The 17,078-nt window shown below is 39.3% G+C and carries 15 protein-coding genes and 2 rRNA genes; 16 read left to right on the plus strand and 1 reads right to left on the minus strand.

The annotated features are described in order from the left end of the window. The first annotated feature begins 88 nt into the window (after window positions 1–88). The 13 genes from NST76_RS00255 (at window position 89) to rsmI (ending at window position 11,715) form a co-directional block, all read left to right on the plus strand. Window positions 89–3,016: ribosomal RNA gene (locus NST76_RS00255) — 23S ribosomal RNA — on the plus strand. A gap of 187 nt (window positions 3,017–3,203) precedes the next feature. Further along, window positions 3,204–3,319, plus strand: a 5S ribosomal RNA gene (rrf, locus tag NST76_RS00260). Between the two features lie 106 nt (window positions 3,320–3,425). Beyond that, window positions 3,426–3,863 carry an SRPBCC family protein gene (locus NST76_RS00265; protein WP_330494075.1) on the plus strand — a complete coding sequence of 146 codons (438 nt, stop codon included), beginning with the start codon at window positions 3,426–3,428 and terminating at the stop codon, window positions 3,861–3,863. 376 nt (window positions 3,864–4,239) lie between these two features. Further along, the gene (locus tag NST76_RS00270; RefSeq protein ID WP_342535239.1) at window positions 4,240–5,673 is read left to right on the plus strand and encodes an aminotransferase class I/II-fold pyridoxal phosphate-dependent enzyme; all 1,434 of its coding nucleotides are present in this window, start codon (window positions 4,240–4,242) and stop codon (window positions 5,671–5,673) included. Window positions 5,674–5,690: 17 nt separating this feature from the next. Beyond that, window positions 5,691–6,320 (plus strand): dTMP kinase, encoded by a 630-nt coding sequence (tmk, locus tag NST76_RS00275; RefSeq protein ID WP_058844483.1) that lies wholly within the window; start codon window positions 5,691–5,693, stop codon window positions 6,318–6,320. 227 nt (window positions 6,321–6,547) lie between these two features. Beyond that, complete coding sequence (locus NST76_RS00280) at window positions 6,548–6,877, plus strand: cyclic-di-AMP receptor (protein WP_004229230.1); 330 nt, start codon at window positions 6,548–6,550, stop codon at window positions 6,875–6,877. Between the two features lie 108 nt (window positions 6,878–6,985). Further along, a complete protein-coding gene (locus NST76_RS00285; protein WP_036122373.1) occupies window positions 6,986–7,426 on the plus strand; it encodes a YaaR family protein in 441 nt (146 codons plus the stop codon). Window positions 7,427–7,583: 157 nt separating this feature from the next. Next, entirely contained in the window at window positions 7,584–8,588 is a 1,005-nt protein-coding gene (holB, locus tag NST76_RS00290; RefSeq protein WP_330494073.1) for a DNA polymerase III subunit delta', read from the plus strand. Further along, the gene (locus NST76_RS00295) at window positions 8,581–9,396 is read left to right on the plus strand and encodes a stage 0 sporulation family protein (RefSeq protein ID WP_141905706.1); all 816 of its coding nucleotides are present in this window, start codon (window positions 8,581–8,583) and stop codon (window positions 9,394–9,396) included. The genes holB and NST76_RS00295 overlap by 8 nt, the downstream gene beginning before the upstream one ends. A 27-nt stretch (window positions 9,397–9,423) precedes the next feature. Continuing rightward, entirely contained in the window at window positions 9,424–9,780 is a 357-nt protein-coding gene (yabA, locus tag NST76_RS00300; protein WP_004229222.1) for a DNA replication initiation control protein YabA, read from the plus strand. A gap of 63 nt (window positions 9,781–9,843) precedes the next feature. Then, entirely contained in the window at window positions 9,844–10,593 is a 750-nt protein-coding gene (locus NST76_RS00305) for a tRNA1(Val) (adenine(37)-N6)-methyltransferase (RefSeq protein ID WP_036122296.1), read from the plus strand. After that, window positions 10,577–10,840, plus strand: coding sequence for a GIY-YIG nuclease family protein (locus NST76_RS00310; protein ID WP_036122300.1), 264 nt, complete (start codon window positions 10,577–10,579; stop codon window positions 10,838–10,840). Before NST76_RS00305 ends, NST76_RS00310 begins: the two co-directional genes overlap by 17 nt. Further along, window positions 10,837–11,715, plus strand: coding sequence for a 16S rRNA (cytidine(1402)-2'-O)-methyltransferase (gene rsmI / locus NST76_RS00315; protein ID WP_058844484.1), 879 nt, complete (start codon window positions 10,837–10,839; stop codon window positions 11,713–11,715). Before NST76_RS00310 ends, rsmI begins: the two co-directional genes overlap by 4 nt. A gap of 185 nt (window positions 11,716–11,900) precedes the next feature. Here the strand turns inward: rsmI and NST76_RS00320 are convergent, their stop codons facing one another. Beyond that, a complete protein-coding gene (locus NST76_RS00320) occupies window positions 11,901–12,179 on the minus strand; it encodes an AbrB/MazE/SpoVT family DNA-binding domain-containing protein (protein ID WP_004229214.1) in 279 nt (92 codons plus the stop codon). 349 nt (window positions 12,180–12,528) lie between these two features. Between NST76_RS00320 and metG the strand changes: the two genes are divergently transcribed. The 3 genes from metG to NST76_RS00335 all read left to right on the plus strand — a co-directional run bounded on the left by metG (window position 12,529) and on the right by NST76_RS00335 (window position 16,875). After that, window positions 12,529–14,505, plus strand: coding sequence for a methionine--tRNA ligase (gene metG, locus NST76_RS00325; RefSeq protein WP_170829913.1), 1,977 nt, complete (start codon window positions 12,529–12,531; stop codon window positions 14,503–14,505). Between the two features lie 252 nt (window positions 14,506–14,757). Next, window positions 14,758–15,528, plus strand: coding sequence for a TatD family hydrolase (locus NST76_RS00330; protein WP_271912007.1), 771 nt, complete (start codon window positions 14,758–14,760; stop codon window positions 15,526–15,528). A 135-nt stretch (window positions 15,529–15,663) separates the two neighbouring features. Further along, window positions 15,664–16,875: a G5 and 3D domain-containing protein gene (locus tag NST76_RS00335; RefSeq protein WP_036122310.1), complete on the plus strand. Its 1,212-nt coding sequence runs from the start codon at window positions 15,664–15,666 to the stop codon at window positions 16,873–16,875. Window positions 16,876–17,078: the final 203 nt, after the last annotated feature.

The following is a 17,078-nucleotide window of genomic DNA, read 5'->3' on the forward strand; positions in this document are numbered from 1 at the left end:
AACTTGTTCTTTGAAAACTGGATAAAACGACATTGAAATTGTAACAAACACATTTATTTTTTAAGTTTTTTTATAGGCTTAATAACTTGGTTAAGTTATTAAGGGCGCACGGCGAATGCCTTGGCACTAGGAGCCGAAGAAGGACGGCACTAACACCGATATGCTTCGGGGAGCTGTAAGTGAGCTTTGATCCGGAGATTTCCGAATGGGGGAACCCACTACGTTTAATCGCGTAGTATCTTGACGTGAATACATAGCGTCTTGAAGGCAGACCCAGGGAACTGAAACATCTAAGTACCTGGAGGAAGAGAAAGAAAAATCGATTCCCTGAGTAGCGGCGAGCGAAACGGGAAGAGCCCAAACCAAGAGGCTTGCCTCTTGGGGTTGTAGGACACTCAATACGGAGTTACAAAAGAGCGAGTTAGATGAAGCGACTTGGAAAGGTCCGCCAGAGCAGGTAAAAGCCCTGTAGTCGAAAGTTCGTTCTCTCCTGAGTGGATCCTGAGTACGGCGGAACACGTGAAATTCCGTCGGAATCCGGGAGGACCATCTCCCAAGGCTAAATACTACCTAGTGACCGATAGTGAACCAGTACCGTGAGGGAAAGGTGAAAAGCACCCCGGAAGGGGAGTGAAAGAGATCCTGAAACCGTGTGCCTACAAGTAGTTAGAGCCCGTTAATGGGTGATAGCGTGCCTTTTGTAGAATGAACCGGCGAGTTACGATTACGTGCGAGGTTAAGCTTTAGAAGGCGGAGCCGCAGCGAAAGCGAGTCTGAATAGGGCGAAATAGTACGTGGTCGTAGACCCGAAACCAGGTGATCTACCCATGTCCAGGGTGAAGGTAAGGTAACACTTACTGGAGGCCCGAACCCACGCACGTTGAAAAGTGCGGGGATGAGGTGTGGGTAGCGGAGAAATTCCAATCGAACTTGGAGATAGCTGGTTCTCTCCGAAATAGCTTTAGGGCTAGCCTCGTGATGAGAATACTGGAGGTAGAGCACTGTTTGGACTAGGGGGCCATCCCGGTTTACCGAATTCAGACAAACTCCGAATGCCAGATATTTATACACGGGAGTCAGACTGCGAGTGATAAGATCCGTAGTCAAAAGGGAAACAGCCCAGACCACCAGCTAAGGTCCCAAAGTAATCGTTAAGTGGAAAAGGATGTGGCGTTGCACAGACAACCAGGATGTTGGCTTAGAAGCAGCCATCATTTAAAGAGTGCGTAATAGCTCACTGGTCGAGTGACGCTGCGCCGAAAATGTATCGGGGCTAAACGATTCACCGAAGCTGTGGATTGACATCTACGATGTCAGTGGTAGGAGAGCGTTCTAAGTGCGTTGAAGTCAGACCGGAAGGACTGGTGGAGCGCTTAGAAGTGAGAATGCCGGTATGAGTAGCGAAAGACGGGTGAGAATCCCGTCCACCGTATGACTAAGGTTTCCTGAGGAAGGCTCGTCCGCTCAGGGTTAGTCGGGACCTAAGCCGAGGCCGATAGGCGTAGGCGATGGACAACAGGTTGATATTCCTGTACCACCTCCTCACCGTTTGAGAAATGGGGGGACGCAGTAGGATAGGGTAAGCGCGCTGTTGGTTATGCGCGTCCAAGCAGTAAGGCGTGTGTGTAGGCAAATCCGCACACTGTAACGTTGAGCTGTGATGGCGAGTCCGTATGGACGAAGTTCCTGATTTCACACTGCCAAGAAAAGCCTCTATCGAGGTGAGAGGTGCCCGTACCGCAAACCGACACAGGTAGTCGAGGAGAGAATCCTAAGGTGTGCGAGAGAACTCTCGTTAAGGAACTCGGCAAAATGACCCCGTAACTTCGGGAGAAGGGGTGCTCTTGAGCGTGCAAGCGCATGAGAGCCGCAGTGAATAGGCCCAGGCGACTGTTTAGCAAAAACACAGGTCTCTGCAAAACCGTAAGGTGACGTATAGGGGCTGACGCCTGCCCGGTGCTGGAAGGTTAAGAGGAGTGGTTAGCGCAAGCGAAGCTGCGAATTGAAGCCCCAGTAAACGGCGGCCGTAACTATAACGGTCCTAAGGTAGCGAAATTCCTTGTCGGGTAAGTTCCGACCCGCACGAAAGGCGTAACGATCTGGGCACTGTCTCAACGAGAGACTCGGTGAAATTATAGTACCTGTGAAGATGCAGGTTACCCGCGACAGGACGGAAAGACCCCGTGGAGCTTTACTGTAGCCTGATATTGAATTTTGGTACAACTTGTACAGGATAGGTAGGAGCCAGAGATCTCGGAGCGCCAGCTTCGAAGGAGGCGTCGGTGGGATACTACCCTGGTTGTATTGAAATTCTAACCCATGCCCCTTAGCGGGGCAGGAGACAGTGTCAGGCGGACAGTTTGACTGGGGCGGTCGCCTCCTAAAAGGTAACGGAGGCGCCCAAAGGTTCCCTCAGAATGGTTGGAAATCATTCGTAGAGTGTAAAGGCACAAGGGAGCTTGACTGCGAGACCTACAAGTCGAGCAGGGTCGAAAGACGGGCTTAGTGATCCGGTGGTTCCGCATGGAAGGGCCATCGCTCAACGGATAAAAGCTACCCCGGGGATAACAGGCTTATCTCCCCCAAGAGTCCACATCGACGGGGAGGTTTGGCACCTCGATGTCGGCTCATCGCATCCTGGGGCTGTAGTCGGTCCCAAGGGTTGGGCTGTTCGCCCATTAAAGCGGTACGCGAGCTGGGTTCAGAACGTCGTGAGACAGTTCGGTCCCTATCCGTCGTGGGCGTAGGAAATTTGAGAGGAGCTGTCCTTAGTACGAGAGGACCGGGATGGACACACCGCTGGTGTACCAGTTGTCTTGCCAAAGGCATCGCTGGGTAGCTATGTGTGGACGGGATAAGTGCTGAAAGCATCTAAGCATGAAGCCCCCCTCAAGATGAGATTTCCCATTACGCAAGTAAGTAAGATCCCTCAAAGACGATGAGGTAGATAGGTTCGAGGTGGAAGTGTGGTGACACATGGAGCTGACGAATACTAATCGATCGAGGACTTAACCAAAAACGTTTGAACCATTCAATGAACCGTTTATCCAGTTTTGAAAGAATAATTTCTTTTATGAAGGGTTTCAAAATACGAGTAGTTCGAGGAAGCAATGGAGAGAGGAAAGGAGCGTACTCAAGTACGTGACTGACTGAAGGACAGAAGCTGACGAAGAAATGCGATGTATATTGAAAGCCGACCATAGTCTAGTGATGATGGCAAAGAGGTCACACCCGTTCCCATACCGAACACGGAAGTTAAGCTCTTTAGCGCCGATGGTAGTTGGGGGCTTCCCCCTGTGAGAGTAGGACGTCGCTAGGCAACAAAGTAACCACTGAGAAATCAGTGGTTTTTTTTATTTATTTAGAGACCTATAAAATGTTAAAGTTTAATGGAGTGATTAAAACACACAAAGGGGTGCAATGTAATGGCAACTGGACAATATAGTAAGAATATCAGTATGCAGAAAGAAAAGTTAGAGGAATTTATTCAAAATAAAGAACAATGGGCTGTTTTAATACCAGGTTACTTACACCACGAATTACTGAATGAAAATGATATGATTTGGGTCTTTCAAGGAGATTTTGGCATTATTCAAAAAGCTGTTAAAGTGGAGCTGAAGGTGAAAAAATCAGATGCTCATCAGATACTTTTTGATTTGGAGGGCTTATCCGATCCGATAAATGGCGATGGTTCATTTGAAATAAAACAAAATCAAGATCAATCATTGCAACTTACTGGTAAGTTAACAATGAAGGCTAGCGGCTTTTTAGCAGGAATGATGAATCCAGTTTTAGATAATTTTGTCCCAAGACTAGTGGAGCAATTAGTAAAGGAAATGGCCGTTAAAGTGGTAAAAGAATAGTTTTGTGGAAAAGGGTGGGAGAACCGATTATTGCAGATAACGGCAATAATCGGTTTTTATATGGAATGAGCAAATGTTTTTTTACTAAATGTTCTCTCTTCGATAATGAGGTAAAGAATGTCTGCTTTTTAGTGGCTATTCAAATATCTATTCAAATAGAATGCCGGCGTGACTAAATTATGTTGTCACATAGCCTCTAAACGATGATTCCTTTGGAGTAAACTCAAAGTAATCTAGATGCAATGGAAACAGAGATAATAAGACGTTTTGTTGAAAAATTTTAGTTCAACAGATAAATATGGAGAACCTTGTTGAGGGATAGCTTTTTTATCTCGTTATAATTTCGTATAATTAAATAAGAATCTAACGAAAATGGGTGTTTGTTTTGCAAAAGAAAAAGCCAATTATAGAGGGATTAGAACGTTTTAGACAACAACAAAATATTTCTTTTCATGTCCCAGGTCATAAGCATGGCGAACTGTCCCATCTTCCGCAAGCATTTAAAGATGTTATGCGTTATGATGTAACTGAATTAACAGGTTTAGATGATTTGCATTACCCTGAGGAAATGATATTAGAAGCAGAAAATTTACTAGCAGATACATATGGAGCAATGAAGAGTTTCTTTCTAGTGGGCGGTTCTACTGTTGGGAATTTAGCGATGATTTATGCTACATGCGATAAAGGCGATACCATTATTGTCCAACGTAATGCCCATAAATCAATTTTCCACGCCATTGAACTTGTGGGGGCTAAGCCTATTTTTGTCTCACCAATCTGGGATGAGCGAACGTTAACGGCAACGCATGTCACTTATAAAGATCTTAAAGAAGCAGTGAAAAATTATCCAGAGGCGAAAGCGGTCGTTTTAACATATCCTACTTATTATGGGATGACATCGAATGAAATACAGCAACAAATTGCTTATTGTCATGAAAAAGAAATCCCTGTCTTAGTGGATGAGGCACATGGCGCTCATTTTAATGCGTGTACATTATTTCAACCATCCGCTTTGTCATTAGGAGCAGATGTCGTTGTACAATCAGCACATAAGACATTACCTGCAATGACGATGGCATCCTTTATGCATGTTAAGTCGAAATTAGTTGATGCTGACAAAATACATCACTATCTACGAATGCTGCAATCTAGTAGCCCATCCTATGTATTATTAGCCTCATTAGATGATGCTCGCTATTATGTACAGACATATATGGAGAGTGATGGGGCATATATAATAGAAAAAAAGAATCAATGGATTGAAGCATTACGATCAATTGGTTCCTTAGAGGTAATTGAAGTAGATGACCCACTTAAGGTATTGTTACGTGTCAATGGTTATAGTGGTTTTCAATTACAGGAGGTACTGGAGGCCAAGCATGTCTATGGAGAGCTAGCTGATGCGAATCAAGTATTATTTGTGTTACCTTTGCTGAAGCAAGGACATCCTTACCCATTTGCTGAAATAAGAGTCCGCATAAAAGAAGCTATAACAATGCTATTAAACACAACTAAAACGGATAGCATAGCTGCTTCTCAAACGGCCTATCATTTTGTACCTATTACTGAACCTATTTATACCTTTAATGAAATTGCATCATTAAGTAAAGAATGGTTACCATATATGCGTACAATGGGAAGGGTTTCAGCAAGTATGATTATTCCTTATCCGCCTGGTATTCCATTACTTGTTCCAGGAGAAAGAATAACCGTAGCAAAATTAAGTCAACTGGAAGAGCTATTAGCAGCAGGAGCGACATTCCAAGGAAATCATCGATTAGCAGAAAAAATGATTCAGGTCATTAGATAGTTGGAGGCAATAACAGCATGAAAAGCAATATATTTATTACATTCGAAGGCCCAGAGGGAGCAGGGAAAACAACAATCATTCAAATGATAGCTGAGCGACTAGCAGAAAAAAATATTGACGTTCTAGCAACAAGAGAACCAGGCGGCATCGAAATTGCAGAAAAGATAAGAACCATTATTTTAAATCCTGCACATACAGCTATGGACGAGCGAACAGAAGCATTGTTATATGCTGCAGCAAGAAGTCAGCATTATTTTGAAAAAGTACAACCAGCTTTAGATGCTGGTCAGTTGGTAATATGTGATCGTTTTATCGACTCATCTTTAGCTTATCAAGGTTATGCAAGAGGAATAGGTGTTGATGAGGTACTTTCTATTAACGAATTTGCTATCGGTAAGAAATTACCTGACGTAACTATATTATTTGATCTTCCACCAGAGGTTGGATTAGCACGTATTCATGCAACTGACAAGAGAGAAGTAAATCGTTTAGATGTTGAAAGTTTGCCGTTTCATCAGAAGGTACGTGAAGGATATTTACAACTAGTCGATCGGTACCCAGAACGTATACGTGTAGTGAATGCAGACCAACATATTGAGCATGTTGTTGAAGATGTATGGTTATTATTATTGGAAGCAATGCACTAAAAGCATGAAGTTGTCCACAACATTGTGATATAATGATACTATCCATTATTTTATCTAATTCAGCAGATACCTACTGAATTACGAGCAAGCTTGATAAAATATGGACGTAATTATGCCGAGGTGTAATTAATTTCACATGGATAATAGTCGAAGTATTAATGTTTATAAATGCTTAGGAATAGTATGAAAACCTATTTAGGTGAATTTTATAAAAGGGGTGAGTGCGAATGAAGTTAGTCGTAGCTGTAGTGCAAGATCAGGATAGCAGTCGCTTATCAAATGCTTTAACGAAAAATCAGTTTCGCGCAACTAAATTAGCGAGCACAGGAGGATTTTTACGTTCAGGAAATACGACATTTCTTATAGGAACTGAAGATTCTCTCATACCCAAACTTTTAGATATTATTCGGGATAATTGTCGAGCACGGGAGCAAATGGTTGCGCCAGTTTCTCCATTAGGAGGAAATGCCGATTCCTATATACCTTACCCTGTGGAGGTAGAGGTAGGAGGAGCTACTGTATTTGTTTTACCAATTGAACAATTCCATCATTTTTAATAAGTAGCCTCCATTCGTAAGAGGTCACTGATATTAGGCTTATCATATGAGCCTGATATTTATCCCAATGCAGGGAGAAATTGATAAAGATAGTGGGGCGAAACCAGCTTGAAGATTAATCAAGATATACGTGTCGGGTTAAATACAAATCGCAATGAGCCACTACAAAATAATAATCAAAATAACCGATTTGGAGATATGGTCGTTAAGCAAGGTAACAAGCTGCAAACAGAGCAACTAACACGTTTATTAGGAGATATTTCGAGTGCTGGTGATCGTGTTGCAAGATCACGTAATTTACGGGAACTTGCTAAGTTTAAAATGCTTGTAAAACGATTTCTACAAGAGACAGTAGAACATGGAATGGATTTAAAACAATCACATACATGGAATCGTTTTGGCGAAGGCAGACGATTAAAAATCATTGAAACTATTGATACACGTCTTGTCGAACTTGCCCAAGATCTCTTAGATGAGGAAAAAGAAGCGATAGACCTCCTTGATAAAATCGGTGAGATTAAAGGCTTACTAATTAATTTATATATGTAAAACCCGTGTCTCATTCTCATTTAGGCGCGGGCTTTTTTCAAATTTTGATTTGGCAGCTTGCCATTAAACTAGGAAGCACTGTAATGTTTCTTTTCAAAAAGTGAGAATTGGAGACAGTTACGCTTTTTGTTGTAGATACAGGAAGGAATTAAAATGTATGGCCAAGAATGTTGAAGAGCTATTCACGCTACAGCCAGTCGTAATGAAGCAACTTCAAACGATTTTTGACAAAAATAGATTAGCACATGCATATATTTTTGATGGCGAAAAAGGGACAGGCAAGGCAGATATTATGACCTTTTTTGTCAAATTAATGCTATGTGAGCAACCAAGTGGAAATGTTCCATGTGAAACATGTCGAAATTGCAGACGTGTGGATTCGGGAAATCACCCAAATATTCATCAAATTTATCCAGATGGTCAATTTATAAAAATTGATCAAATGCGAGAACTTATTGGCGAGATGAAAATGATGGGTGTAGAAGAAGGGCGTAAAATCTATGTGCTTCATCATGCAGACCGTCTGAATACAGCATCAGCCAATATGATACTTAAATTTTTAGAGGAGCCGGATGGAGAAGTAACTGCCATATTATTAACAGAGCAAATGCAGTCAATACTTCCAACAATCCGTTCTCGTTGCCAACATATCAAATTTCAAAAAATGCCACGTCATGTTTTGTTGAAGCACTTACAGGACAATAATATTTCGGATTCGATGGCTTCAACAGTAAGCATGATGACAAACGAGCTCGAAATGGCTATATTTTTGGCAAATGATGAGCAGTTTGCACTCGCTCGAAAAACAGTGTTAAAATTAGTGGAGGCCATTCGGCAAAATGTACACGAGGCAATGCTTATTGCACATGAAGAGTGGTTACCACATTTTAAAGAAAAAGGCGAGATGGAGCAAGCATTGGATTTACTACTATTTGCTTACCGTGATATAGTGTCAATAAAAGCTAATCCCGAGGCAGCTTGTACTTATCCAGACATGTTACCACTATTTAAAGAAGTTGCGTTACATTCCACTTATGAGCGACTATCAAGTCAGATGGAATCTATTTTACAAGCGCGCGCCTCTTTACAACGTAACATGAATAGGACGTTATTGATTGAGCAGTTAATGCTAAATCTGCAGGAGGGATATACATTTGTATAATGTAGTAGGAGTCCGCTTTAAAAAGGCGGGTAAAATATATTATTTTGATCCGGCATCATTTCTACTAGAAGATAGTCAATATGTTATTGTAGAGACAGCTCGCGGGGTAGAGTATGGAAAAGTAGTTGTCCCTCAAAAAGTAGTAGGTGATAATGATGTTGTATTACCACTAAAACAAGTACTTAGACCAGCAGATGATCGTGATCGTATACAAGTAGAGGAAAATGCAGCTGAGTCGAAACGTGCATTTGAACTCGCTAGTACTAAAATTATAGAGCATAATTTAGAAATGAAACTTGTAGATGTTGAATATACATTTGATCGTAATAAAATTATTTTTTATTTTACAGCTGAAGGACGTGTTGACTTCAGGGATCTTGTAAAAGATTTAGCTTCGGTTTTTAGAACACGTATCGAACTTCGCCAAATTGGTGTGCGTGATGAAGCAAAATTATTAGGTGGTATCGGCCCATGTGGAAGAATGCTTTGTTGCTCCACATTTTTAGGTGATTTTGAGCCAGTTTCTATTAAAATGGCTAAAGATCAAAACTTATCTTTAAATCCTTCAAAAATATCAGGTCTTTGCGGACGTTTAATGTGCTGCTTAAAGTATGAAAATGATGAATATGAAGAGGCAAAAGAGGGCATGCCAGATATAGGTGAGGTAGCGATGACACCAGATGGTCGCGGGAAAGTTGTAGGGTTAAATGTGCTGGAAAGACTTATTCAAGTATATTTACATGAGCAGGAACGCACAGTTGAGTATACACTAGAAGAACTGCTAGCATGCGAAAAAAATCTTATTTAAGATAGAGAATTTAACGAGGTGGCTTGGGTGAAGGACCGTAATTTCTTGGATACCGTTATGGAGTTCGAACAACAGCTCGAAGCAATGCAGGAGCAATTTGGTGCATTGAAACAATTTGTAGCGTTAATGATGGAAGAGCATAAGGCGCTTGAAACAGAAAATCATCATCTTCGTACACGTCTGGAAGAACTACTTTCTAATACAAACTCCGTACAAGCTGCTGAAGTAAAGAAAGAGAGTCCTCTAGATATAGGTGAAGGTTATGATAACCTAGCTCGCTTATACCAGGAAGGCTTCCACGTTTGTCATGTTCATTTTGGAAGTTCACGTAAAGGTGAAGATTGTCTGTTTTGTCTATCATTTTTAAATAAACAAAATGTGTAATAGAAGGCTGATTCCCACTACGGTGGTATCAGTCTTTTGTTTTGTAGCGTAGGAGGAATAAGCATGGAAAAATGGTTAAAGGATGATGAGCGATTAGACTATTTATTGGCGGAGAATTTGCGTATTATTCAAAGTCCCTCCGTCTTTTCGTTTTCGTTAGACGCAGTGTTGCTTTCAAAGTTTGTCAATATTCCCTATCATAAGGGAAAAATTGTTGATTTATGCTCAGGAAATGGCGTAATTCCTCTCTTTTTAAGTGCACGTACAAAAGGGGAAATTACGGGAGTTGAGATTCAGCCCCGTTTATTTGATATGGCAGAGAGAAGCATCCATTACAATCAACTGGAAAACCAAATTCAAATGATTCTTGGTGATGTAAAAGAAATACCAAAACACTTAGGCATAGAACAGTATGATGTTGTTACCTGCAATCCTCCCTATTTTTTAGCACATGAAGCAAGTGATAAAAATCTCAGTGAACATCATGCCATTGCACGACATGAATTATATTTAACATTAGAAGAAGCCATCCAATCTGCAAGTAAATTATTAAAGCAAGGTGGCAAGGCGGCATTTGTCCATCGTCCAGGTCGATTATTAGATATTGTTACAGCTATGCGAGCAAATCGCTTAGAGCCCAAACGGATGCAACTCATTTATCCGAAAGAAGGCAAAGAAGCCAATACATTATTAATAGAAGGAATAAAAGATGGAAAACCAGATTTAAAAATCTTGCCACCCTTGTATGTCTATGATGGCAATAACGAATATACAGCAGAAGTGAGAGACATTCTTTATGGAAAAGAGCAGTAATCACTACTTTTATGTGCTAGAGTGTGCGGATCAAACCCTTTATGCAGGGTATACAAATAATATAGAAAAGCGTGTTGCTGTACATAACGCTGGTAAAGGGGCAAAATATACAAGAGCTAGAGGCCCAGTGAAATGTATTTATAAAGAAATGTTTGAGACAAAGCAAGAAGCAATGCGTGCTGAATATGCTTTTAAGCAATTAACAAGAATGCAGAAAATAAACTATATAAGGAGGGGTGAATCGTGAAATCACAAAAAAGTACAATACACGATCTGACAGGTTGTTTATATCTGGTAGGAACGCCTATTGGAAATCTAGAGGATATGAGTGTACGTGCACTTCGCATTTTAAAAGAAGCCGATATTATTGCGGCAGAAGATACTAGAAATACAAAGAAGCTATGTAATTACTTTGATATCGAAACACCATTAATCAGTTACCATGAACATAATTTAGCAGTAGGTGGCGAAAAATTATTATCTATGCTTCACGAAGGGAAAACAATTGCATTAGTAAGTGATGCAGGTTTACCTTGTATTTCTGATCCAGGTGCGGACATAGTTGAAAAAGCAATTGCTCAAAACTTTCCAGTTGTACCAGTGCCAGGTCCCAATGCTGCGATTTCAGCATTAATTGCCTCTGGATTAACACCACAGCCATTTTTCTTTTATGGGTTTTTGAATCGTGGAAAAAAAGATCGACGCCAGCAGTTAGAGCAATTAAAAAGACGTCAAGAAACTATCTTATTATATGAGGCACCTCATCGCTTAAAAGATACATTAAAGGATATGGAAGCAATACTCGGAAACCGTCGCGTTGTCCTCGCGCGTGAGCTGACAAAGAAATTTGAAGAATTTTTACGCGGCACATTGGCTGAAGCTGTAGAATGGTCGCAAACCCAGGAGATTCGTGGAGAGTTTTGTATTGTTCTTGAAGGCAATAGCTCTGCCGAAGAGGAAGATGAACATGCAAAAGCCTATTGGGAGACAATGTCCATTATTGAACATGTTGATTTCATCATGGATCAATCGAATATAACATCAAAAGAAGCCATTAAGGAAGTAGCCAAGTTGAGACAAGTAGCTAAAAGAGATGTTTATAATGAATATCATAGTCAATAATAGTAAAGAGTTACCTTACTAAGGTAGCTCTTTATTTGATTTTAAATTGATAATAACTGTAAATAATAGTACCCTTAAATAGAAAGGTCTGACATGGACATTATAAGGGGTTTAGAAATTGGGTATAGTAAATTATATAAATAGAAACACCTAAATCATTGTATTTGATTTAGGTGAGCAATCAATTATTTTTTTAAATTAGATTGGATTTCTTTTACTAACATTTCAGCGCCTTCTGGACTTAAAATTAATTTGCCTCCAACTAGACGGAAGTTATCATCGGAAACTTCACCAGTAACAGCACATGTCATATTAGGCATATATTTTTTTAAGATGATTTTATCGTCATCCACATAGATTTCTAAAGCGTCCTTTTCAGCAATACCTAGCGTACGGCGTAACTCGATAGGAATTACTACACGACCTAACTCATCGACTTTACGAACAATCCCTGTTGATTTCATAATAGATTTCCTCCTAATTATTAAAAGTTATATTGGTATTTCGTCAAATTTCGACATAATTTCCTTGTCTGATAGTTATCATACCAAGTAATGCCATAAACGTCAATTAATTAATACACTAATATTATGCTTTCTAAAAAATTTTTTTGAGAAGAATGCAGTTATTTTATTCATTTTAAAAGGTTTTTAATAAATATTTTCAACAATAGTAAAAAAGATTCTTATTTAAGTCATTTAATGGATTCAATATATTATTCGACAATTTTCGCATATGATAAACTTTCATTGAAACGAATTTGGTACTTCGTTAGAATAGAAAGTATATTGTAAAACAATGGAGGCAGTTCTTGTGAGTGAAAAACAAAAAACATTCTATATAACAACACCCATTTACTATCCAAGTGGGAAATTTCATATTGGTACGGCATATACAACCGTTGCATCTGATACTATTGCACGCTATAAACGTTTACGTGGTTATGATGTTCGTTTTTTAACAGGAATGGACGAACATGGGCAAAAAATACAAGAAAAAGCAGCTGAAGCGGGGAAACACCCTCAAGATTATGTAAATGAAATTGCAGATGCTGCGAAAAAGCTTTGGTCTTTAATGGATATTTCTTATGATGATTTTATACAGACGACGCAAGAGCGACATACGAAAGCTGTCGAAAAGATTTTCCAAAAGTTTTTAGATAATGGTGATATTTATAAAGGCGAATATGAAGGCTGGTATTGTACACCATGTGAGTCATTCTTTACAGAAACTCAATTAGTTGATGGGAACTGTCCAGACTGTGGTCGACCAGTACACAAAGTAAAAGAAGAATCGTACTTCTTTAATATGAAGAAATACGCAGATCGTTTATTAACTTATTATGAAGAAAACCTAGAATTCATTGAGCCAGAATCACGAAAAAATGAAATGATTAATAACTTCATTAAACCAGGGCTAGAAGATTTATCAGTATCAAGAACGTCCTTCGATTGGGGGATTAAAGTACCTGGGGATCCAAAGCATGTCATTTATGTATGGGTGGATGCATTAACGAATTATATTACAGCTCTAGGGTACCTGTCTGACGATGAAACACTATTCAACAAGTACTGGCCAGCAGACGTACATGTAGTAGGGAAAGATATTGTGCGCTTCCATACAATTTATTGGCCAATTTTCTTAATGGCGTTAGATTTACCATTACCGAAAAAAGTATTTGCACATGGTTTTATTATGATGAAAGACGGTAAAATGTCTAAATCAAAAGGCAATGTCATTTATCCAGAAATGTTAATCGAACGTTATGGCCTAGATGCGACACGTTACTTCCTTTTACGTGAATTACCATTCGGCTCTGATGGTGTATTTTCGCCAGAATCATTTATTGAACGTACAAACTTTGATTTGGCGAACGATTTAGGAAATTTACTAAATCGAACTATTTCAATGATTAATAAATATTTTGATGGTATTATTCCTACAGAAAATCTTCAATCGACAGAATTTGATGCAGCATTAAAAGAGCAAGCTGAGTCGGTGCGTATTAAATATGAAGAAAGTATGGAAAAAATGCAATTTAGTGTTGTTCTTGCTGACTTATGGACACTGGTGTCGCGTACTAATAAATATATAGATGAGACACAGCCTTGGGTGTTAGCAAAAGAAGAGTCAGATAAGCCAAAATTAGGAGCCGTTATGCGAAATTTGGCAGAGAGCTTACACCAAATTGCTGTCATGTTACAACCATTTATGACAACAACACCGAAACGTATGATCGATCAGTTAGGTTTAGATGACAAATTCTTAGCATGGGATACAATTGAAACATTCGGCAATACTATTCCAACAAACATTAAAGTGGTAGAAAAAGGGATACCAATTTTCCCACGCTTGGAAAATGAAGTTGAAATTGCTTATATTCGTGAGGAAATGCGTGGCTCTGTGAAAACACCACAAGAAGAAGAGACTAAAAAGACTCCAGAGACTGACGAAAACCCAGAAATTCCTGAAATTACCATTGATGATTTTATGAAAATTGATTTGCGTGTGGCGACTGTTACGGCATGTGAAACTGTTCCAAAAGCAGATAAATTATTAAAGCTTCAAGTGGATCTTGGATATGAGCAACGCCAAGTAGTTTCAGGTATTGCAAAATTCTATACACCTGATGAATTAATCGGTCAAAAAGTGATTGTCGTAGCAAACTTGAAGCCAGTTAAACTACGTGGTGAATTATCACAAGGAATGATTCTAGCTGGTGAAAAAGATGGAATTTTAAAATTAGCATCAGTTGATCCAAAACTAGAAAATGGTGCAAAAGTAAAGTAACAATCTAAGAAAGGCCTGCTGAATACATATTATTCAGCAGGCTTTTCAAATCTGTTAGAGAAATTAGGTTATTGTTATTTTGAAATAATTTATATGGTGTGAAAAATGTGATTTTATGGGTATATAGAATTATTGCAAGTATTGTCGATTAAGTGGAATGTCACAATACCGAATGGTTTGTAACAAAATTGTAATGCTTACGAAAAATATGAAATAATAAATTTTAATAAAATCGATGTTAGGAGAATGAAGATGTTTATTGATACACATGTACATTTGAATGCAGATCAGTATGAGGAAGACCTTCAAGAGGTAATTGATAGAGCCCTTGAAGCTAGAGTAGAGAAAATGGTTGTTATTGGTTTTGACCGTAAAACCATTAATAGAACAATGCAATTAATAGAGCAATATGATTTTGTTTATGGTGTCATTGGCTGGCATCCAGTAGACGCTATTGATTGTACGCAACAAGATTTAGATTGGATTGAGGAATTAGCTGCACATCCAAAAATAGTTGGCATTGGTGAAACAGGTTTGGACTATTATTGGGATAAGTCACCAAAAGAAGTTCAACAAGCACTTTTCCGCAAACAAATTCAATTAGCGCAAAAGTTAGGTTTGCCAATCATTATTCATAACAGGGATGCAACAGGGGATGTTGTACAAATTTTGCGTGAAGAAAACGCAGCATCCGTAGGGGGTGTTATGCACTGCTTTAGTGGGAGTGTAGAAACAGCACGTGAATGTATAGCTATGAATTTTATGATTAGTCTTGGTGGACCAGTGACATTCAAAAATGCACGTCTGCCAAAGGAAGTGGCTACGGAAATACCTCTAGAGCACTTGATGATTGAAACAGATGCACCATATTTGGCGCCACATCCACATCGAGGTAAGCGTAATGAACCAAGCTTTGTGCCCTTAGTTGCGGAGGAAATTGCGCGATTGAAGGGGTTAACAATTGAGGAAATTGCACAAGCAACTACCGCCAATGCGAAAATTTTTTTTGGGATTGACAATTAACTAGCTTAGATGCCTCCAATACAGGGTTTGTGGTTGGCAAAAACATAGAAGTCAATTTTCAGAGAAATACTTTCGGGTTGACAGTGCCAAAACTAGTCCGTATAATCCAACCTTGTATTAAGGAGGCGTTTTTTCATGTCAAATAATTCCATGAAAAACTTGTTCTTAGGATCATTGAGGAGTAAGCAAGCAGTGATAAGAATTATTTCACTTGTCCTGTTTGTATCTGTAATCTCTTTCGTACTTTATCAAGGTACGAAAAAAGCCGTAACGCTTGAAGCAAACGGAGAAACAATCGAAGTTTCAACACATGCCAAAACTGTAGAACAATTATTACAAGATCGAAATATAGATGTAGCAGCGCATGATAAAATATCACCCTCTCTGAACACCAAAATTGTTAATGGATTAGCAATTCAATGGGAACAGGCAAAAGAAGTAACTATTTCAGTTGATGGAAATCAGTCAAAAGTTTGGACAACTGAAACACTAGTGAAAGACATTTTGAAGGAAGCAAATATTGAAGTATCTGAACACGACTCTTTAGCACAAGGTCTAGATACTGAACTAGGAGCAGAGAACAAAATCGATATTCAAAAAGCGTTTCAAGTAGCGCTTGTCGATGGCGTAAACAAAAGACAAGTATGGTCCACTTCGACTACGGTCGCTAACTTTTTAAAACAACAAGGAATTCAGTTAAATGAATTCGATCGTGTCGAAAATAACCTGGAGGACGTTATTACTCCACAGAGTAAAATCGCAGTAGTTCGCGTAGAAAAGGTTATCGATGTAGTGGAAGACTCTTTAGATTTCGCAGTTGAAAAGAAGCAGGATGCTTCATTGCAAAAGGGGAAACAAAAGGTAGTGGCAACGGGCGAGAAGGGCTCAATTTCTCGTACGTATGAAGTTGTCAAAGAAAATGGCAAGGTTGTAGCTAAAAACCTACAAGCAGAGGCAGTTTTAAAAGAGCCAAAAAAACAAGTCGTTGCAGTTGGCACAAAAACAGTCGTTGCAAGTGCAGCAACTGTGTCACGTGGTTCAGCAGAGCCAGCTAGTGGTAAAGAATTCTATGTAACGGCAACAGCTTATACACCATATTGCAACGGTTGTACTGGTACATCAGCAACTGGTATAAACTTGCGTTCAAATTCTGGTATGAAGGTAATCGCAGTTGACCCTTCTGTTATTAAATTAGGCTCAAAAGTATGGGTTGAAGGCTATGGTACAGCTATCGCTGGAGATACTGGTGGCTCAATTAAGGGTAATAAGATCGATATACTTGTACAAACAGATGCTCAGGCACGTAACTGGGGACGTAAGAAAGTGCGTATTAAAGTATTAAATTAAAAAAATTGTAAAATTAATCAAAATGTTATTTCACTAATGGAGCTTTCCTGTTTTGACTGGCAGGGAGGCTTTTTTTTGTTTTAACAACTGTTTAAACAGTAAGTACAACAAACGCCCCTTGAAAGAAGGCGTTGGAATGCTAATTATTAGCAATGTTTGACGGTACGTTCGCTAGAAGGCTCGTTCAAACCCTGTATTTCTGT

This window comes from Lysinibacillus sp. FSL W7-1291, assembly GCF_038593415.1.
In the GTDB taxonomy this organism is placed as follows: domain Bacteria; phylum Bacillota; class Bacilli; order Bacillales_A; family Planococcaceae; genus Lysinibacillus; species Lysinibacillus fusiformis_D.